At 66.0% G+C, this 24,773-nt stretch carries 21 protein-coding genes and 1 pseudogene; 11 read left to right on the top strand and 11 right to left on the bottom strand.

Annotation, left to right across the window (positions count from 1 at the left end; genetic code table 11):
* Positions 1-131 precede the first annotated feature (131 nt).
* The 3 genes and pseudogenes from HU751_RS27180 to HU751_RS02450 form a co-directional block, all read right to left on the bottom strand.
* On the bottom strand, positions 132-836 hold the full coding sequence (locus HU751_RS27180; RefSeq protein WP_371263132.1) for a methyl-accepting chemotaxis protein: 705 nt from the start codon (positions 834-836) through the stop codon (positions 132-134).
* 228 nt (positions 837-1,064) lie between these two features.
* Positions 1,065-1,175, bottom strand: a pseudogene (locus HU751_RS27175) (hypothetical protein); the annotation flags it as partial.
* Positions 1,176-1,946: 771 nt separating this feature from the next.
* Entirely contained in the window at positions 1,947-3,710 is a 1,764-nt protein-coding gene (locus HU751_RS02450; protein WP_186735822.1) for an ABC transporter transmembrane domain-containing protein, read from the bottom strand.
* 248 nt (positions 3,711-3,958) lie between these two features.
* Here HU751_RS02450 and HU751_RS02445 point away from each other — a divergent pair, with 248 nt between their 5' ends.
* The gene (locus tag HU751_RS02445; protein ID WP_186735824.1) at positions 3,959-4,132 is read left to right on the top strand and encodes a PA1571 family protein; all 174 of its coding nucleotides are present in this window, start codon (positions 3,959-3,961) and stop codon (positions 4,130-4,132) included.
* 63 nt (positions 4,133-4,195) lie between these two features.
* On the opposite strand, the gene pdxB is transcribed toward HU751_RS02445, so the two are convergent.
* The 3 genes from pdxB to rlmM all read right to left on the bottom strand — a co-directional run bounded on the left by pdxB (position 4,196) and on the right by rlmM (position 6,760).
* On the bottom strand, positions 4,196-5,338 hold the full coding sequence (gene pdxB, locus HU751_RS02440; RefSeq protein WP_186735826.1) for a 4-phosphoerythronate dehydrogenase PdxB: 1,143 nt from the start codon (positions 5,336-5,338) through the stop codon (positions 4,196-4,198).
* 47 nt (positions 5,339-5,385) lie between these two features.
* Positions 5,386-5,628 (bottom strand): sulfurtransferase TusA, encoded by a 243-nt coding sequence (tusA, locus tag HU751_RS02435; RefSeq protein WP_050704845.1) that lies wholly within the window; start codon positions 5,626-5,628, stop codon positions 5,386-5,388.
* A 67-nt stretch (positions 5,629-5,695) separates the two neighbouring features.
* Positions 5,696-6,760 (bottom strand): 23S rRNA (cytidine(2498)-2'-O)-methyltransferase RlmM, encoded by a 1,065-nt coding sequence (rlmM, locus tag HU751_RS02430; protein WP_186713705.1) that lies wholly within the window; start codon positions 6,758-6,760, stop codon positions 5,696-5,698.
* A gap of 219 nt (positions 6,761-6,979) precedes the next feature.
* On the opposite strand from rlmM, the gene acnA reads away from it, so the two are divergent.
* The 3 genes from acnA (at position 6,980) to HU751_RS02415 (ending at position 12,393) form a co-directional block, all read left to right on the top strand.
* On the top strand, positions 6,980-9,721 hold the full coding sequence (gene acnA, locus HU751_RS02425) for an aconitate hydratase AcnA (RefSeq protein WP_186735828.1): 2,742 nt from the start codon (positions 6,980-6,982) through the stop codon (positions 9,719-9,721).
* A 129-nt stretch (positions 9,722-9,850) separates the two neighbouring features.
* The gene (locus HU751_RS02420; protein ID WP_186735830.1) at positions 9,851-10,627 is read left to right on the top strand and encodes a CPBP family intramembrane glutamic endopeptidase; all 777 of its coding nucleotides are present in this window, start codon (positions 9,851-9,853) and stop codon (positions 10,625-10,627) included.
* Between the two features lie 200 nt (positions 10,628-10,827).
* Positions 10,828-12,393, top strand: coding sequence for a methyl-accepting chemotaxis protein (locus tag HU751_RS02415; protein ID WP_186713708.1), 1,566 nt, complete (start codon positions 10,828-10,830; stop codon positions 12,391-12,393).
* A gap of 113 nt (positions 12,394-12,506) precedes the next feature.
* Here the strand turns inward: HU751_RS02415 and HU751_RS02410 are convergent, their stop codons facing one another.
* The 4 genes from HU751_RS02410 to HU751_RS02395 form a co-directional block, all read right to left on the bottom strand.
* The gene (locus HU751_RS02410; RefSeq protein ID WP_186735870.1) at positions 12,507-13,391 is read right to left on the bottom strand and encodes a pseudouridine synthase; all 885 of its coding nucleotides are present in this window, start codon (positions 13,389-13,391) and stop codon (positions 12,507-12,509) included.
* Positions 13,392-13,441: 50 nt separating this feature from the next.
* Positions 13,442-13,750, bottom strand: coding sequence for a hypothetical protein (locus HU751_RS02405; protein ID WP_050704807.1), 309 nt, complete (start codon positions 13,748-13,750; stop codon positions 13,442-13,444).
* A gap of 68 nt (positions 13,751-13,818) precedes the next feature.
* Positions 13,819-14,055: a glutaredoxin family protein gene (locus HU751_RS02400; protein ID WP_050704806.1), complete on the bottom strand. Its 237-nt coding sequence runs from the start codon at positions 14,053-14,055 to the stop codon at positions 13,819-13,821.
* A gap of 72 nt (positions 14,056-14,127) precedes the next feature.
* Positions 14,128-15,336 carry an ammonium transporter gene (locus HU751_RS02395; protein WP_186735872.1) on the bottom strand — a complete coding sequence of 403 codons (1,209 nt, stop codon included), beginning with the start codon at positions 15,334-15,336 and terminating at the stop codon, positions 14,128-14,130.
* A 304-nt stretch (positions 15,337-15,640) separates the two neighbouring features.
* On the opposite strand from HU751_RS02395, the gene HU751_RS02390 reads away from it, so the two are divergent.
* From HU751_RS02390 to HU751_RS02365, 6 genes are all read left to right on the top strand, one after another.
* Positions 15,641-15,952: an ElaB/YgaM/YqjD family protein gene (locus HU751_RS02390; RefSeq protein WP_186713711.1), complete on the top strand. Its 312-nt coding sequence runs from the start codon at positions 15,641-15,643 to the stop codon at positions 15,950-15,952.
* A 9-nt stretch (positions 15,953-15,961) separates the two neighbouring features.
* Positions 15,962-16,336 (top strand): phage holin family protein, encoded by a 375-nt coding sequence (locus HU751_RS02385; protein ID WP_186713712.1) that lies wholly within the window; start codon positions 15,962-15,964, stop codon positions 16,334-16,336.
* Complete coding sequence (locus tag HU751_RS02380; RefSeq protein WP_050704803.1) at positions 16,333-16,662, top strand: hypothetical protein; 330 nt, start codon at positions 16,333-16,335, stop codon at positions 16,660-16,662. The genes HU751_RS02385 and HU751_RS02380 overlap by 4 nt, the downstream gene beginning before the upstream one ends.
* A 78-nt stretch (positions 16,663-16,740) precedes the next feature.
* Positions 16,741-18,072 carry a deoxyguanosinetriphosphate triphosphohydrolase gene (locus HU751_RS02375; protein ID WP_186735874.1) on the top strand — a complete coding sequence of 444 codons (1,332 nt, stop codon included), beginning with the start codon at positions 16,741-16,743 and terminating at the stop codon, positions 18,070-18,072.
* Between the two features lie 281 nt (positions 18,073-18,353).
* Entirely contained in the window at positions 18,354-18,974 is a 621-nt protein-coding gene (locus tag HU751_RS02370) for a response regulator transcription factor (RefSeq protein ID WP_050704801.1), read from the top strand.
* A 46-nt stretch (positions 18,975-19,020) separates the two neighbouring features.
* The gene (locus HU751_RS02365; protein ID WP_225933272.1) at positions 19,021-22,608 is read left to right on the top strand and encodes a transporter substrate-binding domain-containing protein; all 3,588 of its coding nucleotides are present in this window, start codon (positions 19,021-19,023) and stop codon (positions 22,606-22,608) included.
* A 30-nt stretch (positions 22,609-22,638) separates the two neighbouring features.
* Here HU751_RS02365 and HU751_RS02360 read toward each other — a convergent pair whose 3' ends face one another.
* The gene (locus HU751_RS02360; RefSeq protein ID WP_050704800.1) at positions 22,639-22,983 is read right to left on the bottom strand and encodes a YggL family protein; all 345 of its coding nucleotides are present in this window, start codon (positions 22,981-22,983) and stop codon (positions 22,639-22,641) included.
* Between the two features lie 186 nt (positions 22,984-23,169).
* Between HU751_RS02360 and dacB the strand changes: the two genes are divergently transcribed.
* Positions 23,170-24,633 carry a D-alanyl-D-alanine carboxypeptidase/D-alanyl-D-alanine endopeptidase gene (gene dacB, locus HU751_RS02355; protein WP_062574638.1) on the top strand — a complete coding sequence of 488 codons (1,464 nt, stop codon included), beginning with the start codon at positions 23,170-23,172 and terminating at the stop codon, positions 24,631-24,633.
* Positions 24,634-24,773: the final 140 nt, after the last annotated feature.

The following is a 24,773-nucleotide window of genomic DNA, read 5'->3' as shown; positions in this document are numbered from 1 at the left end:
GATGGCGACAATCCGCCACAGGCACCTGATTCAGCATGCGTATATGGCGGATTTCCCCACCCTCAAAAGCATCGCGGGGCCAGCCCGCTCCCACGATTGCGTGGGAGCGGGCTGGCCCCGCGATGGCGATTTCAAGCGGTCAGGCGGGAGGTGACCTCGCCCAGCTGCCCCGACAACCCGTGCAGGCGCTGTCCGGCCTGTTCGGTATGCTGCACGGCCTCCTGGTTGGCGGTGGCGATGCGGGTGATCTCGACCAGGTTGCGCGAGATGTCCTCGGCGACGCTGGTCTGCTCCTCGGCAGCAGTGGCGATCTGCCGGTTCATGTCGCGGATCGCCTCCACCGCCGTGGTGATGCGCTGCAACATCTGCCCGGCCTGCTGCACCTGCTCGGCGCCCTCCTCGCTGCGCTGCTGGCCGCTCTCGATGGCCTTGACCGCCTCCACCGCGCCCGACTGCACCGCCTCGATGATCTGGTGGATTTCGGCGATCGACGCCGCGGTGCGCTGGGCCAGGCTGCGCACCTCGTCGGCCACCACGGCGAAGCCGCGCCCGGCCTCGCCGGCACGGGCGGCCTCGATGGCGGCGTTGAGCGCAAGCAGGTTGGTCTGCTCGGCAATGCCGCGAATCACTTCGAGCACCTTGCCGATACGCGTGCTGTCGTGTTCCAGATGACGGATCACCGCCGCGGTACCGGCGATTTCGCGGTTGACCACGGCGATGGTGTCGATGGTCCGCTGCATGACCTGCTCGCCGGCCTGGGCGCTGTGGTCGGCCTCGTCCGCGGCGCGGGCGGCGTCGGCGGCGTGGCGCGCCACTTCCTGGGCGGTGGCCGACATCTCGTGCATGGCCGTGGCGACCTGGTCGGTGCGCTGGAACTGGTCGTGGGTGCCATGGGCCATGTCGCCGGCGATGCTGCGTAGGCGGTCGCTGGCGCTTTCCAGCTCCTCGGCGTTGTCCTTGAGACGGCCGACGGTGTCGGCGAGGAAGTCGCGCAGGGTGTTGGCGGCCAGCGCCAGGCGCCCCAGCTCATCCTCGCGGCGGCTGTCGACACGGGCGGCGAAACGCCCCTGGCTGAGCTGGGCGACATAGTCGATCAGCTGGCGAATCGGCTCGACCAGGCTGCGGTTGACCAGCCACAGGCTGAACAACCCGACCAGCACGGCCGAGCCCAGCATCACCAGCACGCCCAGCCACACAGTGCGCTCGGCACTAGCGCTGATGGCACCGGCACGCCCGTGGGCGTCGGCGCGCAACTGCTCCACCAACGCACTCATCTGGTCGCTGGTGGCACGGTCCACGCCCTTGACTGCCAGGTCGCCCGCCACCGGGTCGCCGCCGGCGGCCAGGAACGCCTGGCGACCTTGCTCGTAGGCCGAGCCCAGCTGCCGGTGGCTGGCCTTGAGCTGCTCCAGGCGCGCCTTGAGCGCCGGCTCGCTGCTGTCGATCAATTGCCCCAGCAACTGCTGCACCTGCTGCTCGCGGGCCTGGAACTGCTGCCAGTACTTGTCCAGCTCCGCCGGCTGGCGACCACGCAGCAGCACGTTCTTCCACTCCTGCACCTGGATCTTGAACTGCAGGTTGGCTTCGTCGATCAGCTGCGAGGCACGCAACGGCCCATCCACCAGCTCGGCATAGCCGCGCACGCTGGACGACAGGAACTGGAAACACACCAGGGCGATCAGCAGGATCGCCACCAGGCTGCCACCGAGCAGGGAGAGAATTTGCACTCTGAGGGATTTACGCAAGATTGCGGATCTCGGAACAAGGAAGAGGGAAAACGGCGCACGACGGCACCGCCGACGGAGGCATCCTTGTCCTCGTTCGCTGGCCCGAAAACGCCGCCATCGGGCGATGACAACCAGGGCGAGCACCTGCGCAACGGCCGAGGCAGATAGTCTCAGGCAATTGCTACAAAATTGTTACAAAACAGTGACAGCGATGGCCGCTCAGGCCGGGTTGAACTGCAGAGCGGCCAAGCGTGCGTAGAGTGGGCTTTGCTCGATCAATTGTCGATGGCTGCCGACTGCCGCCAGTCGGCCTTTGTCGATCACCGCGATGCGATCGGCATGCTGCACCGTCGCCAGGCGGTGAGCGATGACCAGCGTGGTGCGCCCGGCCATCAGCTGCGGCAACGCCTGCTGGATCAGGTGCTCGCTCTGCGCGTCCAGGGCGCTGGTGGCTTCGTCCAACAGCAGGATCGGCGCATCCACCAGCAGCGCCCGGGCGATCGCCAGGCGCTGGCGCTGGCCGCCGGACAGCCCTAGGCCGCCCTCGCCCAGCAGCGTCTGGTAGCCCTGGGGCAACTGGGCGATGAACTCATGGGCATGGGCGCCGCGCGCCGCCGCCTCGACCTCGGCCAGGCTGGCGTCGGGCCGACCGTAGCGGATGTTGGCCTCGACCGTGCCACGGAACAGCGCCGGCTGCTGGGCCACCAGGGCGAACTGGCGACGCAGCTCGGCCGGCTCCAGACCGGTGATCGGTTGGCCATCGAGCAGAATCGCACCACCCTGCGGGTCGTAGAAGCGCAGCAGCAGGTCGAACAGGGTCGACTTGCCGGCCCCCGACGGCCCGACCAGGGCCACGGTCTCGCCCGGGCGGATGTGCAGGCTAAGACCATCGATGGCCGCCGCCGTGGGGCGCGACGGGTACGCAAAGCGCACGTCGCTCAGCTGGATATCGCCCGTGGCGCGGCCCTGCGCCAGCCCCTGTGGTTGCGCCGGCGCCAGGATCGCCGTCTGTGCCGCCAGCAGCTCGGCAATGCGCTCGGCGGCACCGGCGGCCCGTTGCAGCTCGCCGATCACCTCGCTCAGGGTGCCGAAGGCGCTGCCGACGATCAGGCTGTAGAACACGAAGGCGGCCAGCTCGCCGCCGGAGATGCGCCCGGCGATCACGTCCATGCCACCGACCCAGAGCATCACCCCTACCGCCCCGAGCACCAGCACGATCACCAGGGTAATCAGCCAGGCGCGCTGGGCGATGCGCCTGCGTGCCACGCCGAACGCCGCCTCCACGGTCTCGGCGAAGCGCGCCTGGTCATGCCCCTGATGGTTGTAGGCCTGCACCGTCTTGATCTGGCCGAGGGCCTCGGCGACATAGCTGCCCACGTCGGCCACCCGGTCCTGGCTCTGCCGCGACAGGCTGCGCACGCGCCGCCCGAACAACAGGATCGGCGCCAGCACCAAGGGCAAGGCCAGCACCACGATGCTGGTCAACTTGGGGTTGGTGACGAACAGCAGGATCACCCCGCCCAGCACCATCAGCGCGTTGCGCAGGAACATCGACAGCGACGAGCCGATCACCGACTGCAGCAAGGTGGTGTCGGCGGTCAGCCGCGACTGGATTTCCGAGCTGCGGTTGTCCTCGAAGAAGCCCGGGTGCAGGCCGATCAGGTGATCGAACACTGCCCGGCGAATATCGGCCACGCAGCGCTCGCCGATCCACGACACCAGGTAGAAACGGGCGAAGGTCCCCACCGCCAGGGCCAGCACCAGCAGCAGGAACAGGCCGATGGTCTGGTTGAGCTGGTGCGCCGAACCGGTCATGAAGCCCTGGTCGACCAACAGGCGGATGCCCTGGCCCATGGACAGGGTGATGGCGGCGGTGACCACCAGCGCCAGCAAGGCCAGCAGTGCCTGGCGGCGATAGGGGCGCACGAAATGCCAGCCCAGGTGCAGGGCGCGGCGCTGGCGGGGGGAGATTGGCTCGGGCATGGCGAAAGTCGTTCTTTGCACGGATTAGACCAAGACTACCACTCGTCGGCCCCGTGCAACGCCTGGGAATGCGACGCCGTCCCATGATCGAACGAGGCGGCAGTGACTATGCCCATTCGTTCTAACCTGCGACTGGAGGTTTACCGCCGTTTCTGTTGGACTGATCCGGCATGACGCCGAAGAAACTGTCACAGACCAGTCACGGCGAAGCGCTACCTTGAGCTTGAACCTGAAAGAGGAGACAGGACATGAGCTTGCAGCACAGCACCGACACGCCCAAGACCCAGAACCGTCCGCAACCTCAGGTTTGCGGCTCGATCATCGATGCCCAGGGCCGCGAGGTCCCGATCACCGAGCAGATGATCCAGAAGGCCTGCAAGGACCTGGAAGAGAGCCGGGTCAAGAAAGTCGGCAAGGCCTGAGCCCCGAATTGCGTGCAACCCGGCGCTTGCGCCGGGTTTTTATTGCCCTGCCTTTCTGCGTCCTCAGGCCAGCACCGCGCCCAATGCACTGACCAGCTGCGCCAATTGCGGTACTTCCCCGCGTACACGTACCGGCAATCCCTCGATCTCACGCCTTACCGGGTAGTGCTTGCGCAGCAGGTCGAACGCCGCACGCTGTTCGGCCGGATCTTCGCTGAGGCTGCGACGGAAATCCGCATCGTCACGACGTGGGTCGTAGACCGCCCGGCACAGGGTGGCCAATGCCCATGCCGGATCCGCGCTCGAGTCAAACTCGATCTGTGCAAGGCCCGGCGCCGGCAGCAGCTCGGCCAGGCGCACCTGCTCGGGCTCGCCGCGCCAGCGGCAGAAGGCCTGGTAGATCTGCGCCGTGCCCCGCTGCTTGCCGTCCAGGCTGTAGCCGGCGATATGTGGTGTGGCCAGGGTGCACAGGTCGGCCAGTTGCAGGTCCACCTGCGGTTCGCCCTCCCACACATCCAGCACCGCATGCAGATCCTCGCGATCCAGCAGCAATTCGCGCAGGGCTGCGTTGTCCACCACCGGGCCGCGGCTGGCATTGATCAGCCAGGCGCCGGCACGCAGGCGCGCCAGGCGCGGCTGGTCGAGCAGGTGCCAGGTCGGGTGATCGCCGCCGCGTTGTAGCGGCGTGTGCAGGCTGATCACATCGCACTGAGCAAGGATCGTCTCCAGGTCAACGAAGTCGCCGCCCTCGCTGGCCTGGCGCACCGGGTCGCATACCAGCACCTTCCAGCCCAGGCCATGCAGCACCCGCACCAGGCGCCCACCGACCTCGCCGGCGCCGACCACGCCATAGACCCGCTTGCCCAGGTCAACGCCTTCGAGTTCGGCCAGGGTCAGCAGGCTGCCCAGCACGTAGTCCACCACGCCACGGGCGTTGCAGCCCGGCGCACTGCTCCAGTGGATACCGGCCTGGGCGAAATATTCGAGGTCAAGGTGGTCGGTGCCAATGGTGCAGGTGCCGACAAAGCGCACCCGGCTGCCTTCGAGCAGTTGCCGGTCGACGCGGGTCACCGAGCGCACCAGCAGGACGTCGGCGTCCTTGACGCAGGCGGCGTCGATGGCCCGGCCGGGGTAACGGCGGATCTCGCCGAAACCGGCGAAGAAGGCATCGAGCAGCGGGATATTCTCGTCGGCAACTATCAGCATGGCGCTCTCCTGTCAGGGGAGCGCAGTGTAGCGCGATCGCAGGCGGCTCAGTCGGCCTTCTTGCGGATCCAGTACAGGTAGGTGCCGGCCTCTTCCTGCTGGCCGAGCAGCTCGTGGCCGAGGAAGATGCAGAACTTGGGAATGTCGCGACGGGTCGACGGGTCGGTGGCGATCACCTTGAGCACGCCGCCGCCGGCCAGCTCGCGCACGTGCTTGTGCAGCATCATCACCGGCTCCGGGCAGTTCAGGCCGGTGGCGTCGAGGATCGCGTCGTGGGTGAAATCGGTCATGTAGGGCTCCGCAAAATGATCGTCATTGTGGCGCATGAAGCGGGGCTGTCACAGCCCCGCGCTGGCCTCAGCGCGGTTTCAGGTCCAGCCGGCGCAGGTGGCAGGTCACTTCCTCGCGGTCGTGATACAGCTGCTTGCAGGCGATCGACACCTTCACCTTGCGCGCCTTGAACCCGGCCTCGATGCGCTCGAGCAGCTTGCGCACCTCGGCATGGCGCTGCTTCATCGGCAGCTTCAGGTTGACCACCGCCTCGCGGCACAGCCCTTCCCCCAGCCAGGTCTCGATCAGCGAGGCGGTGCGCGCCGGCTTCTCGACGATGTCGCAGACCATCCAGTCCACGGTCTGGCGGGGCTTCCAGGTGAAGCCGTCGGCCATCAGGTGGGTGACCAGGCCGGTGTCCATCAGGCTTTCGGCCATCGGCCCGTTGTCGATGGCGGTCACCAGCATGCCGCGCTTGACCAGCTGGTAGGTCCAGCCGCCGGGCGCGGCGCCCAGGTCGACACCGGTCATGTCGTCGTTCAGGCGCTGGTCCCACTGCTCGCGGGGGATGAACTGGTGCCAGGCCTCCTCGAGCTTGAGGGTCGAGCGGCTGGGGGCCTCGCGGGGGAACTTCAGGCGCGGGATGCCCATCGGCCAGAGCGCCGAGTTGTCGGCCTCGGCCAGCCCCAGGAACACCCGCCGGCCACTGATGAAGGTCAGCAGCAGGCGCGGCCGCCGGGCGTCGTCCACCAGCCGCCCGGCCTTTTCCAGGGCCTTGCGCAGCGGCACCTCGAACTTGCGGCAGAAGGTCGACAGCTCCTTGCCATCGTTGCTGTCGAGCACTTCCAGCCACAGGCTGCCGCACACCGGCAGCCCGGCCAGGTGCTCGAGCAGCACGCTGATGCGGTCGGTCTCCGGCAGCTCGACATAGGCGCCGCGGGCCCACTGGCGCGGGAAGATCAGCTGCGAAAAACGCAGCGTCTGCATCATGCGTTCGGCGCCGTCCGCCTCGCTGCAGACGAACTCGGCGCAAGCGCTCTGCGGCTTGCCCTTGGCATAGCCGGCCACGCCCAGGTGGGCGGCATGTTCGCTGATTTCGGCGCAGACCTCGCCCTCGAAGCCGGGCCGGCAATGCATGAACAGGGTATTCATTTCTCACTCCACATCACTGGCGCAGACGGCGCCAGGGCGGCGAATGATAAAGGAAGATCGGAACCGACGACACGCCCCATCGGTCCAGAAAAGGGTCAGGCCAGGCAAACCGGTCTAACCTGACTGTTCAGCCAGGTCCGTGCCGTGCGGACCGGTCCAGAGCGGTGACACCGGCGAGCGACCCGCAATCGCCGGGCACCGGAGCACAAGGAGTTGTAAATGCCCTCGCTCGATAGCCTGAAAACCCTCAAGACCCTCCAGGTGGCCGACCGCGCCTACCACTATTTCAGCCTGCCCGACGCCGCGCGCCAGCTCGGCGACCTGCAGCGCCTGCCCATGTCGCTGAAAGTGCTGCTGGAAAACCTGTTGCGCTGGGAAGACGGCAAGACCGTCACCGGCGACGACCTGCGCGCCCTGGCCCAGTGGCTGCAGGAACGTCGTTCCGACCGCGAGATCCAGTACCGCCCGGCGCGCGTGCTGATGCAGGACTTCACCGGCGTGCCGGCGGTGGTCGACCTGGCCGCCATGCGCGCGGCGATGGCCAAGGCCGGCGGCGACCCGCAGCGGATCAACCCGTTGTCGCCGGTGGACCTGGTGATCGACCACTCGGTGATGGTCGACCGCTACGCCAGCCCCAGTGCCTTCGCCCAGAACGTCGACATCGAGATGCAACGCAACGGCGAGCGCTACGCTTTCCTGCGCTGGGGCCAGAGCGCCTTCGACAACTTCCGCGTGGTACCGCCGGGCACCGGCATCTGCCACCAGGTCAACCTCGAGTACCTGGGGCGCACCGTGTGGACCCGTGAAGCGGACGGCCGCACCTATGCCTTCCCCGACACCCTGGTCGGCACCGACTCGCACACCACCATGATCAACGGCCTGGGCGTGCTCGGCTGGGGCGTCGGCGGCATCGAGGCCGAGGCGGCGATGCTCGGCCAGCCGGTGTCGATGCTGATCCCCGAGGTGATCGGCTTCAAGCTCACCGGCAAGCTGCGCGAGGGCATCACCGCCACCGACCTGGTGCTGACGGTGACGCAGATGCTGCGCAAGAAGGGCGTGGTGGGCAAGTTCGTCGAGTTCTACGGCGACGGCCTGGCCGACCTGCCGCTGGCCGACCGCGCCACCATCGCCAACATGGCCCCCGAGTACGGCGCCACCTGCGGTTTCTTCCCGGTGGACCAGGTGACCCTGGACTACCTGCGCCTGTCCGGCCGCCCCGAGGAGGCCGTGCAACTGGTCGAGGCCTACAGCAAGGCCCAGGGCCTGTGGCGCCTGCCGGGCCAGGAGCCGCTGTTCAGCGATACCCTGGCGCTGGACATGAACGAGGTGGAGGCCAGCCTCGCCGGGCCCAAGCGCCCGCAGGACCGGGTCGCCCTGGGCCAGGTCGCCCAGGCCTTCGACCACTTCATCGAACTGCAGCCCAAGCCCCTGGCCAAGGAAGTCGGCCGCCTGGAAAGCGAAGGCGGCGGCGGTGTGGCGGTGGGCAATGCCGACCAGGCCGGCGAAATCGACTACAGCCATGCCGGCCAGACCCACACCTTGCGCGACGGCGCCGTGGTGATCGCCGCCATCACCTCCTGCACCAACACCTCCAACCCCAGCGTGATGATGGCCGCCGGGCTGGTGGCGAAAAAAGCCGTGGAGAAGGGCCTGACCCGCAAGCCCTGGGTCAAGAGCTCGCTGGCCCCAGGCTCCAAGGTGGTGACGGACTACTTCAAGGCTGCCGGCCTCACCCCCTACCTGGATAAGCTCGGTTTCGACCTGGTCGGCTATGGCTGCACCACCTGCATCGGCAACTCCGGCCCCCTGGACGAGGCGATCGAGAAGGCCATCGGCAGCGCCGACCTCACCGTGGCTTCGGTACTGTCGGGCAACCGCAACTTCGAAGGCCGGGTGCACCCGCTGGTCAAGACCAACTGGCTGGCCTCGCCGCCGCTGGTGGTGGCCTATGCCCTGGCCGGCAGCGTGCGCCTGGACCTGACCCAGGACGCCCTGGGCACCGGCAAGGACGGCAAGCCCGTGTACCTGCGCGATATCTGGCCAAGCCAGCAGGAGATCGCCGAGGCCGTGCGCAATGTCGACACGCGCATGTTCCACAAGGAGTACGCCGAAGTGTTTGCCGGCGACGCCCAGTGGCAGGCCATCGAGGTGCCCCAGGCGGCCACCTATGTCTGGCAGGACGACTCCACCTATATCCAGCACCCGCCGTTCTTCGACGACATCGGTGGTCCATTGCCGGAAATCGGCGATATCCACGGCGCGCGCATCCTCGCCCTGCTCGGCGACTCGGTGACCACCGACCATATTTCCCCGGCCGGCAACATCAAGGCCGACAGCCCGGCCGGCCGCTACCTGCGCGGCAAGGGCGTGGAACCGAGGGACTTCAACTCCTACGGCTCACGGCGCGGCAACCATGAGGTGATGATGCGCGGCACCTTCGCCAATATCCGCATCCGCAACGAGATGCTTGGTGGCGAGGAAGGCGGCAACACGCTGTATGTCCCCACGGGCGAGAAACTGTCGATCTACGATGCCGCCATGCGCTACCAGCAGGATGGCACGCCGCTGGTGGTGATTGCCGGGCAGGAATACGGCACCGGCTCCAGCCGCGACTGGGCGGCCAAGGGCACCAACCTGCTGGGGGTCAAGGCGGTGCTGGCGGAGAGCTTCGAGCGCATCCACCGCTCCAACCTGGTGGGCATGGGCGTGCTGCCGTTGCAGTTCAAGGCCGGCGACGACCGCAAGCGCCTGGGGCTGACCGGCAGGGAACGCATCGATGTGCTGGGCCTTGGCGGCGCGCAGATCCGCCCGGGCATGAGCCTGCCGGTGCGTATCACCCGCGAGGACGGGCGCCAGGAGCAGATCGAGGTGCTGTGCCGGATCGATACCCTCAATGAGGTGGAGTACTTCAAGTCGGGAGGGATCCTGCATTATGTGCTGCGGCAATTGATCGCAGGGTAAGGCCCCATCGCGGGGCAAGCCCGCTCCCACGCAATGTGAGGGCTTGCCCCGCGTGGCTGATTTCAGGTGTCCTGACGGCCAAACGAGGAGTCCTACCCTCCTCGGATTCACCGGCACTAAGGAAATGTCATGCCTCTTCCCCACTGGATCGCCCTGATCCTGCTCGCCCTCGGCTATGCGATCGCCCTGACCTACGGCAGCCTCGGTCTCGCTGCCCTGCCCGCCTTGCTCGCGCTGCTGTGCAGTGCCCTGCTCGCCCGCCGTCCGGTGCGCTGGCAACAGAGCCTCGGCCACCTGTTGTTCATCGTCCTGGCCATCGCCCTGGCCCTGCACTGGCTACCCGGCTTCCACAGCGCCAAGGTGATCGACAAGGCCGTGCTCAGTGACGGCGCCGCGCCCTTCTCCCTGTACCTCAACCTGGACAAGCCCCTGATCGGCCTGTGGTTGCTGCTGGCCTGCCCGTGGCTGGTGATACTGCGCCCACGCGGCCTGCTGCCGGGCCTGGCACTGACCCTGCCCCTGACCCTGCTCGCCTGCCTGGGTGGCGCCTGGGCCCTGGGCATGCTGGCCTGGGCACCGAAATGGCCGGACCAGGCCTGGCTGTGGCTGCTGAACAACCTGCTGCTGGTGAGCCTGACCGAGGAACTGCTGTTCCGCGGCTATATCCAGGGCGGCCTGCAACGTCTGTTCAGGCATGAAGGGCTGGCGTTGCTGGTGGCCGCGCTGTTGTTCGGCCTCGCGCACCTGGCCGGTGGCTGGCAATGGTTCTACCTGGCCACCCTGGCCGGGGTGGGGTATGGTCTGGCCTATCGCCATGGCGGGCTGGCGGCGGCGGTGCTGTGCCACACCTGCGTCAACCTGGCGCACTTCGCCGCTTTCAGCTACCCGATGCTGGCCCCTAATTGAACAATCGGTCATGATCAGACCTGATCGTCATCATTTATAAAGAAAACTGCAATATTGGCGGCAACGGCTGCGATCAGGTGGGCTGCATTAGCTCAGCCGCACTGATGGCACCTTGCCCCAGATCAAGCCAGTTAAATATTCATTCAATAAAACCAGAGGCTTGCCGATACCCGTCGAAAGCCTTGCGGATTGAACAGCCAATGCGTAACAACCAGCCGATTACCCAGAGAGAACGGACTTTCCCTGCCCAGCAGCGGTTGATCTCCACCACCAACGCCAAGGGCGTGATCACCTACTGCAACGATGCCTTCATCGAGATCAGCGGTTTTTCCCGCGAGGAGCTGATGGGCGCGCCGCACAACCTGGTGCGCCACCCCGATGTGCCGCCGGCCGTGTTCGCCCACATGTGGCAGACCCTCAAGCAAGGCCTGCCGTGGATGGGCATCGTCAAGAACCGCTGCAAGTCGGGCGACCACTACTGGGTCAATGCCTACGTCACGCCGATCTTCGACAGCAACCAGGTGGTTGGCTACGAGTCGGTGCGGGTCAAGCCCACCGCCGAGCAGATCCGCCGCGCCGAAGCGCTGTACCAGCGCATCAACCAGGGCCGCTCGGCCATCCCGAAACGTGACAAGTGGCTGCCGGTGCTGCAGGACTGGCTGCCGTTCATCCTGGTCAGCCAGGTCGGCTTCCTGATCGGCAACTGGCTCGGCCACTCCTGGGGCTTCGCCCTGGCCGCCGGCCTGTCGGTGCCGCTCGGCCTGCTCGGCCTGAGCTGGCAGCAGCGCGGCCTCAAGCGCCTGCTGCGCCTGGCCGAACAGACCACCTCCGACCCGCTGATCGCGCAGATGTACACCGACAGCCGCGGTGTCCAGGCACGCCTGGAAATGGCCATGCTCAGCCAGGACGCACGGATGAAGACCTGCCTGACCCGCCTGCAGGACAGCGCCGAGCAGCTCAGCGACCAGGCCCGCCAGTCCGACGCCCTCGCCCACCAGAGCTCGTCGGGCCTGGAGCGCCAGCGGGTGGAGACCGAGCAGGTCGCCGCCGCCGTCAACCAGATGGCCGCCACCACCCAGGAGGTGGCCAACCATGTCCAGCGTACCGCCGACGCCACCCAGGAAGCCAACCGCCTGACCAGCCAGGGCCGCAACATCGCCGGCGAAACCCGTGACGCCATCGAGCGGCTGTCCGCCGCCGTGGGCGAGACCGGGCTGACCGTCACCCAGTTGGCCAAGGACAGCGACGAGATCGGCGGCGTGGTCGATGTGATCAAGGGCATCGCCGACCAGACCAACCTGCTGGCGCTCAACGCCGCCATCGAAGCGGCGCGCGCCGGGGAGATGGGCCGTGGCTTTGCCGTGGTCGCCGACGAGGTACGCCAGCTGGCCCAGCGCACCGCCGAATCCACCGGGCAGATCCACACCCTGATCGCCAAGCTGCAACAGACCGCCAACAATGCGGTGCAGACCATGGAGACTGGCCACCGCCAAGCCCAGGAAGGCGTCGAGCGGGTCATGCAGGCCGACCAGGCGCTGGTGGGCATCAGCGAGGCCGTGGCCAACATCACCGACATGGCCACCCAGATCGCCGCCGCCACCGAAGAGCAGAGCGCGGTGGCCGAGGAGATCAGCCGCAACATCAGCACCATCGCCGACTTGGCCGACCAGACCTCCGGCCAGGCCCAGCGCTCGGCGCTGCTCAGCGAAGAGCTGACCAGCACGGCGGGTACCCAGTACTCGCTGGTGGAACGCTTCAACCGCTGAGTCCATAGGGCGCCGCTTACGCGGCGCATCGCCGGCAAGCCGGCTCCCACACCGGCCGCATCGATTTCGAGACCTGCGCCGTACCTGTGGGAGCCGGCTTGCCGGCGATGCTTTTACCAGTCGAGCGTCAGCCGGCTCTCGAAGTAACGCGCCTCACCCGTCAGCGGATCCTCGAAGCGCAGGCTATGGGCCAGCAGCTTGAGTGGCCGTGCGTAATCATCCTGTTCGTTGACCAGATGCGGATAAAAAGGATCGTTGCAGATCCCCGCGCCCAACGCCGCCATATGCACCCGCAACTGGTGAGTCTTGCCGGTGACCGGTGACAGGCCATAGCGCCACAGCTCGCCATTCTTCTCCAGCACACAGGCATGGGTTTCACTGTTGTCGACCCCTTCCACCTCATGCATGCGGAAGAACGGTTCGCCATGCACCAAACGGCTGCGGTGCACCAGCGGGTAGTGATGCTGCGGCATGGCTGAGGCGATGGCCTGGTAGTGCTTGTCGATGCGCCGCTCAGGGAACAGGCGCTGATAGGCGCCACGGCTCTGCGGGTTGGCGGAAAACAGCACCAGCCCGGCAGTGTGCCGGTCGATGCGGTGCAATGGCACCAGGTGCGGGTTGTCCAGGCGCCGGATCAGCCGGCGCAGCAGCGTCTGTTCGACGTACTCGCCGGTGGGCGTGACAGGCAGGAAGTGCGGTTTGTCCGCCACCACCAGGTGCTCGTCGACATGCAGGATTTCTTCCTGCACCGGGATCACCTTCTCGTTGGGCACTTCACGGAAATAGTGCAAACGCATGCCCCGCCGATAAAGCGTATCCGCCGCAATAGGCTGGCCATCGGCATTCAGCACCCGGCCCCGGGCGAAGCGGTCGAGCCACTGCTCACGGTCGATGCCCTTGAAATGATCGCACAGGCAGTCGAGCACGGTCGTCCAGGGCCCTGGGGGCAGGCATACGGTGCTGGCTTGCTGGCGGGCGGGGTCGAAAGGCGTGGTCATCATCAGGCTCGGTTTTGCAGGGGGCGGCATTATCCCCTACCCCACGCCCCTCAACCAGCCTCGCTGGCCGGCTCGCAACGCGCCTTGAGCCAGCGCAGCACCTGCACCGCGTCCCAGCGCCCCGGATCGTAGAGGGCGTAGCTCAGGCCCTGGTAGCCCACCACGTCCAGCGGACGGTGGAAGCCGGCGCGCTGGAACAGCGCCTCGATCTCGGCGAAGCAGGTGTTGAAATGCACCTTGCCGAACGGCGTGCGTTCGTCGGTGACGATGCCGTCGAGGCGCAATTCCAGCACGGCCTCGCACACACGCTCGGGAGCCATGTGATTGATGCTGTACTTGAGTTGCTCGACATTGAGCATGGCTTCACCTCGGATACTGTATTTATATACAGCATACGGAGCGAGCCACCCGCTCGTCAATGCACGGTTCAGCCGAGGAAGGCCACCACCTGCTCGGCATCGAACGGCCAGCCCAGCTCGGCGCCGGTATCGCAACGGCGCAGCACCGGGATGCTCAGCCCATAGCGTTCGAACAGCGCCTCGCTGTCGGCGATATCGACCAGCTCGACCAGCAGGCCGTGCTCGACGAACGGCATCAGCACAGCCTCGGCCACTTCGCACAGGTGGCACCCCACGGTGCCGAACAACTGGGTTTCAGGGAGCATGCAGACATCCGTAATTCGCATGAATGGATGCTCATTCTAGGTCCGTCCCCGCCAACGCGCACCTGACCTGGCTCAATCCTGGCTGGTGGCGCCGATCCGGTGCACGGCCAGGTCCGCCCCCTGGAACTCCTCCTCGTGGCTCAGGCGCAGGCCATGCAGCGCCTTGATCAGGCCATACACGGCAAAACCGCCGGCCAGCGCCACCAGCACGCCCGCCAGGCTCCCCAGCAACTGGCTGACCAGGCTGACGCCGCCCAAGCCGCCCAGGGCCGCCTGGCCGAACACGCCGCAAGCGATGCCGCCCCATACGCCACACACGCCGTGCAATGGCCACACGCCCAGCACATCGTCGATCTTCCAGCGGTTCTGCGCGGCGGTGAAGCACCAGACGAACAGGCCACCGGCCACCAGCCCGGTGACCAGCGCGCCCACCGGGTGCATCAGGTCGGAGCCCGCGCATACCGCCACCAGGCCGGCCAGCGGGCCGTTGTGCAGGAAGCCCGGGTCGTTGCGCCCGGCCAGCAGGGCCGACAGCGTGCCGCCGACCATGGCCATCAACGAGTTGATCGCCACCAGCCCGCTAACCCCCTGCAGGGTCTGCGCGCTCATGACGTTGAAGCCGAACCAGCCGATGATCAGGATCCACGAGCCCAGCGCCAGGAACGGAATGCTCGACGGCGCGAACGCCACCAGGCGTCCGTCGCGGTAGCGGCCACGGCGCGCGCCGAGCAACAATACCGCCGCCAGCGCCAGCCAGCCGCCCATGGCGTGCACCACCACGGACCCGGCAAAATCATGGAACGGCGCGCCGAAACGCGCCTGCAACCAGGCCTGCAGGCCGAAGTTGCCATTCCACACCACGCCCTCGAAGAACGGGTAGATGAACGCCACGATCAAAGCCGTCGCGCACAGTTGCGGCGCAAAGCGCGCGCGCTCGGCGATACCGCCGGAGATGATCGCCGGAATGGCCGCGGCGAAGGTCAGCAGGAAGAAGCACTTGACCAGCGCATAGCCGTGATCGCTGGCCAGCGTCGCCGCCGGCTGCAGGAAGCTCACGCCATAGGCGACCCAATAGCCGATGAAGAAATACACCAGGGCCGAGATGGCGAAGTCGCTGAGGATCTTCGACAGGGCGTTGACCTGGTTCTTGTGCCGCACCGTGCCGACCTCGAGAAAGGCGAACCCCGCGTGCATGGCCAGGACCAGGATCGCGCCCATGAGGATGAACAAGGTGTTGGAGCCATGGACCAGGGAGTCCATCGCGCTGTGCATGTTTTCCATGAAGTGGCAGACCTGCAAAAAGGCACCAGGACAGTTCAAGAACCGGCATCCATGCACCGGATCGGTGCCAGGCCCCTGCCCCGTTTCGGTGAGCCGGGCGGCGCCTGCGTGGTTTTTTCTTGGGTTTGTCGTGGATTGGGTTAAGGTTTAGCGGTATCCGCAGCGCTGGCGCATGGTTTCGGCGCAAGCCTTGGCGGACACGCACCGCTTTTTAGCAAGCGCTGTACCAACACATCCCGCTGAACCTTCCGCGCCACCGATCACTCGAAATAACCAGTACACATCCACAGGGAGAGGCCCATCCATGGCCAGCAAATCGGCAAAGACTGCACAGGAAATATTGATGGCTGACTTCCAGGCCCTGGTCCGCGACACCGAGAAGCTGCTCGCCGACACCGCCAACCTGGCCGGCGACCAGGCCGACGAACTGCGCGAGCAGATCCACGAACGCCTGGTACAGGCCCGCGAAACCCTGCAGTTGACCCAGGACTCGGTGCGCGCCCGTGGCCAGGCGGCCCTTGGCAGCGCCGAGGAGTACGTGCAGGAGAACCCGTGGCAGGCCATCGGCATCGCCGCCGGCGTCGGCCTGCTGATCGGCCTGCTGGCCAAGCGCTGAGGAGCCGGCATGGACAACGACGCCATCGGCACGGGCGCCTCCGGTCGGCGCCTGGGCGCGGCCATATTGGGGCTGCTGCACAGCCATATCGAGTTGTTCGGCATCGAGTTGCAGGAGCAGAAGGCCCGCACCCTCAGCCTGCTGTTGTTCGCGGGCCTCGCCCTGGTGTTCGCCCTGCTGCTGCTGACCGCGCTGTCGGGCCTGCTGCTGGTGCTGCTGTGGGACAGCTACCGGCTGGCCGGGATCATCGGCCTGTGCGTGTTCTACGGGCTCGCCGCGCTGTACTGCGGCCTGCGCCTGAAAGCCGCGGTGTTCGATGAGTCCTCACCGTTCAACGCCACCCTCGAGGAGTTGGCCAAGGATCGGGAGCGCCTGCTGCCATGAGCCTGCCCGAACTGCCCAACACCCGTAACCCACGTGAGCTGCGCAAGGCGCTGCTGCGCCTGCGCATGGAAATGCACCGCCAGGAAATCCGCCACGAGTCCGGCCAGTTGCTCGAACCAGTCCGCCGCCTGCGCGGCATGGGCAGCTCGTTCGGCGAGGGCCTGGGGGTCAAGCACGGCTCGCTGTGGGGCATCGGCGCCGTCGTCGCCCTGGGTTTTCTCACCGGCAAGGGCGTGCGCAGCGGCAACCTGACGCGCCTGGTACGCCTGGGCACCAGCCTGGTACCGCTGATCCGCCTGTTTCTCGGCAACAGCCGCCGCCCCTGAGGCCAAGGCGCGTCCGACGCTTGCGCGGGCGCGCCGGACGCAGGAAGCTATCCCGACTCTACGATGGGAGATCACGCCTTGGACTGGCACACCCTGCTGACCCGCGAACGACTGGGCAAGGCCCTCTACAGCCCCGAGGAACTCGGCCGCAGCCCGTTCCACAAGGACCACGACCGCATCATTTTCTCCGGCGCCTTCCGCCGCCTGGGGCGCAAGACCCAGGTGCACCCGGTATCGAGCAACGACCATATCCACACCCGCCTCACCCACTCCCTGGAGGTCAGCTGCGTCGGCCGCTCGCTGGGCATGCGCGTCGGCGAGACCCTGCGCGAGCAACTGCCGGCCTGGTGCGAACCGAGCGACCTGGGGATGATCGTGCAGTCGGCCTGCCTGGCCCACGACATCGGCAACCCGCCGTTCGGCCATTCCGGCGAAGATGCCATCCGCCACTGGTTCCAACAGGCCGCCGGGCGCGGCTGGCTGGACGACATGAGTGACGACCAGCGCGCCGACTTCCTCAACTTCGAAGGCAATGCCCAGGGCTTTCGCGTGCTCACCCAACTGGAGTACCACCAGTTCGACGGCGGCATGCGCCTGACCTACGCCACCCTCGGCGCCTACCTCAAGTACCCGTGGGCGGCACGCCATGCCGATGCCCTGGGTTACAAGAAGCACAAGTTCGGCTGCTATCAGAGCGAACTGGGGCTGCTCGAACAGATCGCCGGCAAGCTCGGCCTGCCGCAGCTGGAGCACCAGCGCTGGGCGCGCCACCCGCTGGTGTACCTGATGGAGGCCGCGGACGACATCTGCTACGCCCTGATCGACCTCGAGGACGGGCTGGAGATGGACCTGCTGCAATACGCCGAGGTCGAGGCGCTGCTGCTGGACCTGGTGGGCGACGACCTGCCGGAAACCTATCGCCTGCTGGGGCCCGGCGAATCACGTCGACGCAAGCTGGCGATCCTGCGTGGCAAGGCCATCGAGCACCTGACCAACGCCGCCGCCCAGGCCTTCGTCGAGCAGCAGCAGACCCTGCTCGCAGGCAGCCTGGCGGGCGACCTGGTCGAGCACATGCACGGCCCGGCGCAACGCTGCGTGCTGCAGGCCAAGGACATGGCGCGCAAGAAGATCTTCCAGGACAAGCGCAAGACCCTGCACGAGATCGGCGCCTACACGACCCTGGAGATCCTGCTCAATACCTTCTGCGGTGCGGCCCTGGAACAGCATGGCGGGCGTACCCCGTCGTTCAAGAGCCGGCGGGTGCTGGACCTGATCGGCAACAACGCCCCCGACCCGCATGGTTCGCTGCACGACGCCTTCCTGCGCATGATCGACTTCATCGCCGGCATGACCGACAGCTACGCCAGCGAAATGGCCCTGGAAATGACCGGGCGCTCCAGTCCGAAATAAGGGAATGACGGGGTGGCAGGCGTCTGTTTGCCACTCGCGTTTAATATGCATGAAATTTCCCACGCAATATTGATATCCAATAAACACACTCACCACGCAAACCCACAAAAACGATCAAACCCTGATAAATCCCTCTCAATATCTACATCACTCGTAGCAATGTTTCGCCAACACTGTAAGTAAATTCCTATATCCCGGTTTTGGCAGCTACTTCCCTGCCCGTTGACATTCAACTGAGCTAATGTGCCGGCTGCCTTCACGCGCCGCATGGAATGTTGAATATGCACTCAGTCTTTATAGTTGATGACCATCCCGTCATACGTTTGGCGATACGGATGTTGCTGGAAAACCAGGGATACAAGGTGGTCGGGGAATCGGACAACGGCGTGGACGCCATGCAGTTGATCCGCGAGACTCCGCCGGACCTGGTCATCCTCGACATCAGCATTCCCAAGCTCGATGGCCTGGAGATGCTCTCGCGCCTGCAGGCCATGGCCATCCCGCTGAAGGTCCTGGTGCTCACAGCCCAATCGCCGGCCCTGTTCGCCGTGCGCTGCATGCACTCCGGCGCGGCCGGGTACGTGTGCAAGCAGGAAGACCTCAGCGAACTGCTCAGCGCGATCAAGGCCGTACTGTCCGGTTACAACTATTTCCCCAGCCAGGCACTCAATCCACCGCCGACGGGCAGCAACCAGGAGCTGGAGCTGTTCCGCCAGGTCAATGATCGGGAACTCATGGTCCTGCAACTTTTTGCCCAGGGGCGCAGCAACAAGGAGATCGCCAAGGGCATGTTTCTCAGCAACAAGACCGTCAGCACTTACAAGAAACGTCTCATGCACAAGTTGCGCGCCAGCACTTTGGTGGAATTGATCGACGTCGCCAAACGCAACGCGCTGGTTTGAGGTCATGATGTGGAGGTGCATCGTTACATCGCTGCTGTGCCTGGGCATGCCGCTGCAAGGTGCCGGCGTGACCGTCGACACCGGGCGAACCTATACCCTGCTCAGCCGTTCGGCGCCGGCATCGGTCCAGCCCGGCCTGACACCGGCCCAGCGCGACTGGCTCGCGCAACGCCGGGAACTGGTGCTGGGCACCTCGGCCCCTGACTACCCGCCGTTCGACATCGCCACGGGCGGGCGCGAATACCAGGGGCTGACGGCCGACTACGCCGGCCTGATCGGCAGCGCCCTGGGCCTGCCGGTGCGGGTGCAGCGCTTTCCCAGCCGGCCGGCGGCGGTCGCGGCGCTCAAGAGTGGGCATATCGACCTGCTGGGCAGCGCCAACGGCTACGAAGCGGTGACCCAGGGCCTGGCGCTGTCGCGGCCCTACGCCATCGACCAACCGGTGCTGGTGACCCGCGAGGATGAAACCCGGGCGTTGGACACGGGCCTGACGGGCATGCGCCTGAGCATGCTGTATCACTACCTGCCGCCCGGGGAGATTCACGCCAACTACCCCAAGGCCGAGCTGCTGACCTTCGAATCATCCACCCAGGCGCTGAATGCCGTGGCCTTCGAGCAGGCCGACGTGTTCATCGGCGATACCATTTCCACCCACTACCTGATCAGCCAGGGGCACCTGCCGCACCTGCGCATGGCAAACTTCGGCAAGCACGAAGCCGTGGGCTTCAGCTTCGCCATGCGCGAGGACGCGCTCACCCTCCAGTCCCTGGTGGACGCCGCCCTCGACGCCCAGCCCAACACCACCCGCAACGATATCTTCAAGCGCTGGAGTGCCAGCAGCAGTAGCCTGCTGACCGATCGCAAGCTGCAGTTGTCGGCGCGCGAGGAACAGTGGCTGAGCGAACATCCGATCATGCGCGTGGTGGTCAACGACACCGCCGCGCCCCTGACCTTCTTCGACAACAATGACCGCCTGCGCGGCATCGTCGCCGACCTGCTCGAACTCATCCGCCTGCGCACCGGCCTGCGCTTCGAGATCCGCCGCGCCAGCGGCGATGGCGACATGATCGACCAGCTCGAGTCCGGCCGCGCCGATATCATCGCCAGCCTCTCCACCGACGCCCGTCGCGGCAGCCCGCTGCAGGTCAGCCGCCCGTACCTTGAAAGCGCCTACGTGCTGGTCAGCCACACCGGCGACGACCAGCCCAGCAGCCTCAAGCAACTCAAGGGCAAACGCGTCGCCGTGCCCCGCGACAGCAGCGTGGCCGCCCTGCTCGCGGCACGTCACCCACGGATTCACCAGGTCGCCACCGAAAGCACCTACTACTCCATGGTGCTGCTCGGCAGCGGCGCGGTGGATGCGGCAATCGCCACCCTGATCGACGCCAACCACATGCTCGCCACCAGCAACAACCTGGTGATCCGCAGCACCGTGGGCACGGAACCGGCAGCCTTCGCCATGGCGACTGCCGCGGGTGCCAGCGAGCTGGCGGCGATCCTCGACAAGGCGCTGTTGAGCATTTCGCCGGAGGAACTGGGGGTGATCAACAGCCGTTGGCGCGACCATGGCCTGCGTGACGACGCCTACTGGCGCAGCTACCGTCGGCTGATCCTTCAGGTGGCGGGGGTCATCGCGGTGCTGCTGGTCCTCGCACTGGTGTGGAATGCCCGGCTGCGCCGCCAGATCAAGCAGCGCCAGCGGGCCGAACGGGCGCTCAACGACCAGCTGGAATTCATGGGCGCGCTGCTCAATGGCACGCCCCATCCGATGTATGTCCGCGACCGTGACGGGCGCCTGCAAAGCTGCAACGACAGCTACCTGCAGGCCGTTGGCGCCAGTCTCGAGGAAGTCCTGGGCAAGAGCCTGGACGAGGCCCCCTTCAGCGACTGCGACTATACCCGCCAGGTCCAGGATGACTACCAGCGGGTGATGGCCCAGGGCAAGCCCTTAATCCTCGATCGCCCCCTGCGCCTGCGTGACCGTGAGCTGACGATCTATCACTGGATCCTGCCCTACCGCGACTCGGTGGGCGAGATGCAGGGCATCATCGGTGGCTGGATCGATATCAGCGAACGCCGCAACCTGGTCCAGGACCTGCGCCTGGCCAAGCAACAGGCCGATGACGCCAATCGGGCCAAGAGCACCTTCCTGGCCACCATCAGCCATGAGATCCGCACGCCGATGAACGCCCTCATCGGCATGCTGGAACTGGCCCTCAAGCGCGCCGACCAGGGCAAGCTGGACCGCCCTGCGCTGGAGGTCGCCCATCATTCGGCCAGCGACCTGCTGGGGTTGATCGGCGACATCCTGGATATCGCCCGGATCGAATCCGGGCAAATGTCCCTGGCTCCCGAACCTGTCGACCTCGCGGTCCTGGTCGAGTCGGTCGGCCGCGTGTTCGATGGCCTGGCACGGCACAAGGGCCTGGTGCTGGATGTGGTGATCGCCCGCGAGGCCCGCTGCCATGCGATGCTCGATCCGCTGCGTTTCAAGCAGGTGCTGTCGAACCTGGTGAGCAATGCGATCAAGTTCACCGAACAAGGTCAGGTACGCATCAGCGTCCGCCTGCGCAACGACGGCGAGCCGGCGGTGCCGACCCTCGACCTGGAGGTGCGCGACAGCGGCATAGGGATCCACGAGCAGGACCTGCAACGCCTGTTCTCGCCCTTCGTGCAGGCCAACCCCTACAGCGATGGTGCCCGGGCCGGCACCGGGCTGGGCCTGGTCATCAGTCGCGACCTGTGCGCGATGATGGGCGGTGAACTCACCCTGCAAAGCCTGCAGGGCGTAGGCACCCGCGTGCGCCTGGTGATGCCGCTGCAATGCATCGAGCCGGCGGCAGCCTTGCCACGACCGGCCACTGAAATCCTCCAGCCCGACCGGCAGCTGCGCATACTGGTGATCGACGATCACCCGGCCAACCTGTTGCTGATGGCCCAGCAACTGAACTACCTGGGCCTGAGCCAGGAAAGCGCCGAGGATGGACGCGAAGGGCTGCGCAAATGGCGTGAGGGCTGTTTCGACGTGCTGATCGTTGATTGCAACATGCCGCAGATGAATGGCTACCAACTGGCCAGGGCCGTGCGCATGGAAGAACGCCTGCACGAGCGACCACCCTGCACCATCCTCGGCTACACCGCCAACGCCCAACCCGAGGTGCGCCAGCAGTGCCTCGACGCCGGCATGGACGACTGCCTGCTCAAACCCATCGGCCTGCAAGTGCTGGGGCAGCGACTGAATGCGATTGCGCTGCTTGCCCGCCAGGGTGACAAGCGCCATACGCCAGCAGCGCGTTTCGACCTCGACGGTCTTTCAGCGATCGTCGGCGACAACCTCGCCGACCGCGACCGTATCCTCGACACCCTGCTGCTGAGCCTGCGCCAGGACCTGCAGGTGCTGATGGCCATCGACCCGCGGCATGAAAGCGCCGAGCTGGCATTACAGGCACACAAGATCCTCAGCGCAGGAAGGATGCTGGATGCACAGGCATTGATCGAGGCGTGCGAGGCACTGGAGGAGACGGACCTGCCCCAGGCTGAGCTTAAACGGCGCCGTCAGGCGCTGGCGCGGCATATGCGCCGCGTGGAGAAAGCCCTGGCCAGGCAGCGGGAGCGCCTGGCCGAAGCCGGATGAGGGCGGTACAGGGCGTACCGCCGACATTCATCAGGAAGCCGGGTTGACCGGTTTTTCCGGGTACCAGGCGTCCAGCAGCGGGCTGACTTCGATATTGGTCAGTTCGCTGCGGCCCTTGAGCCAGGCTTCGACAGCGGCGCGCTGTTCTTCGTTGACCGAACCACGGGTGGCCTTGCAGACCAGGCCGAAGTCGTCGCCACCGACGTAGTCCAGGCCGTTGGCATCCATGGCTTCAGCCAGGAAGGCGTCGAGGAAGGCATCGATGGCTTCATCGGACAGGTCTTCCTTGAAGCCCAGGTTCAGTTCGAAACCCAGCTCCTGGAATTCGTCCACGCACAGTTTCTTGCGCAGGCGACGGGAACGGTTGGTAGCCATGAAACAATCCTCTCAATTAATTACGCGCGGCACTTTACCAGTTTCCGCTGCCTAACGGCGCTTTTCCGTCGAATGAAGCCCATGCTCGTGCTGCTTGGGGCATAATGCGCACTACATTTTGTCCTGGGGCCATCACTTCCTACAGCCCCGTTGTCTTTTTCCCTCGCCTGCAGGGTTTGTCCATTTATGATCAAGACGCTCCGCCCACTGCTGCTCGCCGGCCTGTTCCTGCCCCTGTCGCTGTCCGTGCAGGCCGCCACCGTCAACACCAGCCTGCCGCCTAAGGTGCAGCAGGCGCTCAAGACCAACAAGCTGCAGGATTCGGCCCTGTCGCTGGTCATGCTGCCGCTGGACGGCCCGGGCACGGCGACCGTGTTCAACGCCGACGTGTCGGTCAACCCGGCCTCGACCATGAAGCTGGTCACCACCTACGCCGCGCTGGAACTGCTGGGCCCCACTTTCCAGTGGAAAACCGAGTTCTACACCGACGGCACCCTGAGCAACGGCGTGCTGAACGGCAACCTGTACCTCAAGGGCGGCGGCGACCCCAAGCTGAACATGGAAAAGCTCTGGCTGCTGATGCGCGACCTGCGCGCCAATGGTGTGCGCACCGTGACCGGCGACCTGGTCCTGGACCGCAGTCACTTCGTACAACCCAACCTGCCGCAATTCGATGACGACGGCGGCGACGAGAACAAGCCGTTCCTGGTCAAGCCGGACTCGCTGCTGGTCAACCTCAAGGCCTTGCGCTTCGTTGCCCGCAACGACGGTGGCAAGGTCAACGTCTCGGTCGAGCCGCCGATCGCCAGCATCCGCATCGACAACCAGGTCAAGGCCGTGGCTGGCAAGCAGTGCACCGGCGAGGTGCGCTACAACCCGGTAGTCCAGCCGGACGGTGTCAGCGTGACGGTCAGTGGCCAGCTCGCCGACGGCTGCAACTCGCAGACCTACCTGTCGCTGCTGGATCACCCGACCTACGCGGCCGGTGCCGTGCGGGCGATCTGGAACGAGCTGGGCGGCAGCATCCAGGGCCGCGACCGCATCGAGAACGTGCCCAAGAGCGCCCGCCTGCTGGCCCGCGCCTTCTCGCCGGACCTGGTCGAAGTCATCCGCGACATCAACAAGTACAGCAACAACACCATGGCCCAGCAGCTGTTCCTGAGCCTTGGCGCGCAGTTCCGCACCGACGCCGACGGCGACGACGCCCGTGCCGCCCAGCGTGTGGTGCGCCAGTGGATGGCGAAGAAAGGCATCACCTCGCCGCACCTGGTGATGGAGAACGGCTCGGGCCTGTCCCGTGCCGAGCGGGTCAGCACCCGTGAGATGGCGGCGTTGCTGCAGGCGGCCTGGAAGAGCCCGTATGCGGCCGAGTTCATCAGCTCGATGCCGCTGGTGGGGATGGACGGCACCATGCGCAAGCGGCTCAAGCGCACGGCCATGACGGGCGAAGGGCACATCAAGACCGGGACCCTGAATACCGTGCGGGCGATTGCCGGGTTCAGCCGGGACAGTAACGGGCACACCTGGGCGGTGGCGGCCATTCTCAATGATCCCAAGCCTTGGGGGGCTTCGCAGGTTCTCGACCAGGTGTTGCTGGATCTTTATCGGCAGCCTAAGGCGGGGAATGGGACTGTTGGGGTGATGCCTTGATTTGAGTGGGCTTGGGCTTGGGCTTGGGCTTGGGCTTTCAGGGTGTTGGTTTTGAGAGTTGTAAGCGCATTCATTGGCGATGGTGACGCATAGTCACCTTTTCGCCCTTACGGCGAGTTCCTTTTTGAAGGATCAAAAAG

The organism is Pseudomonas peradeniyensis (genome assembly GCF_014268935.2).
Classification (GTDB): Bacteria; Pseudomonadota; Gammaproteobacteria; order Pseudomonadales; family Pseudomonadaceae; genus Aquipseudomonas; species Aquipseudomonas peradeniyensis.
This window is presented reverse-complemented; position numbering and strand designations above follow the sequence as displayed.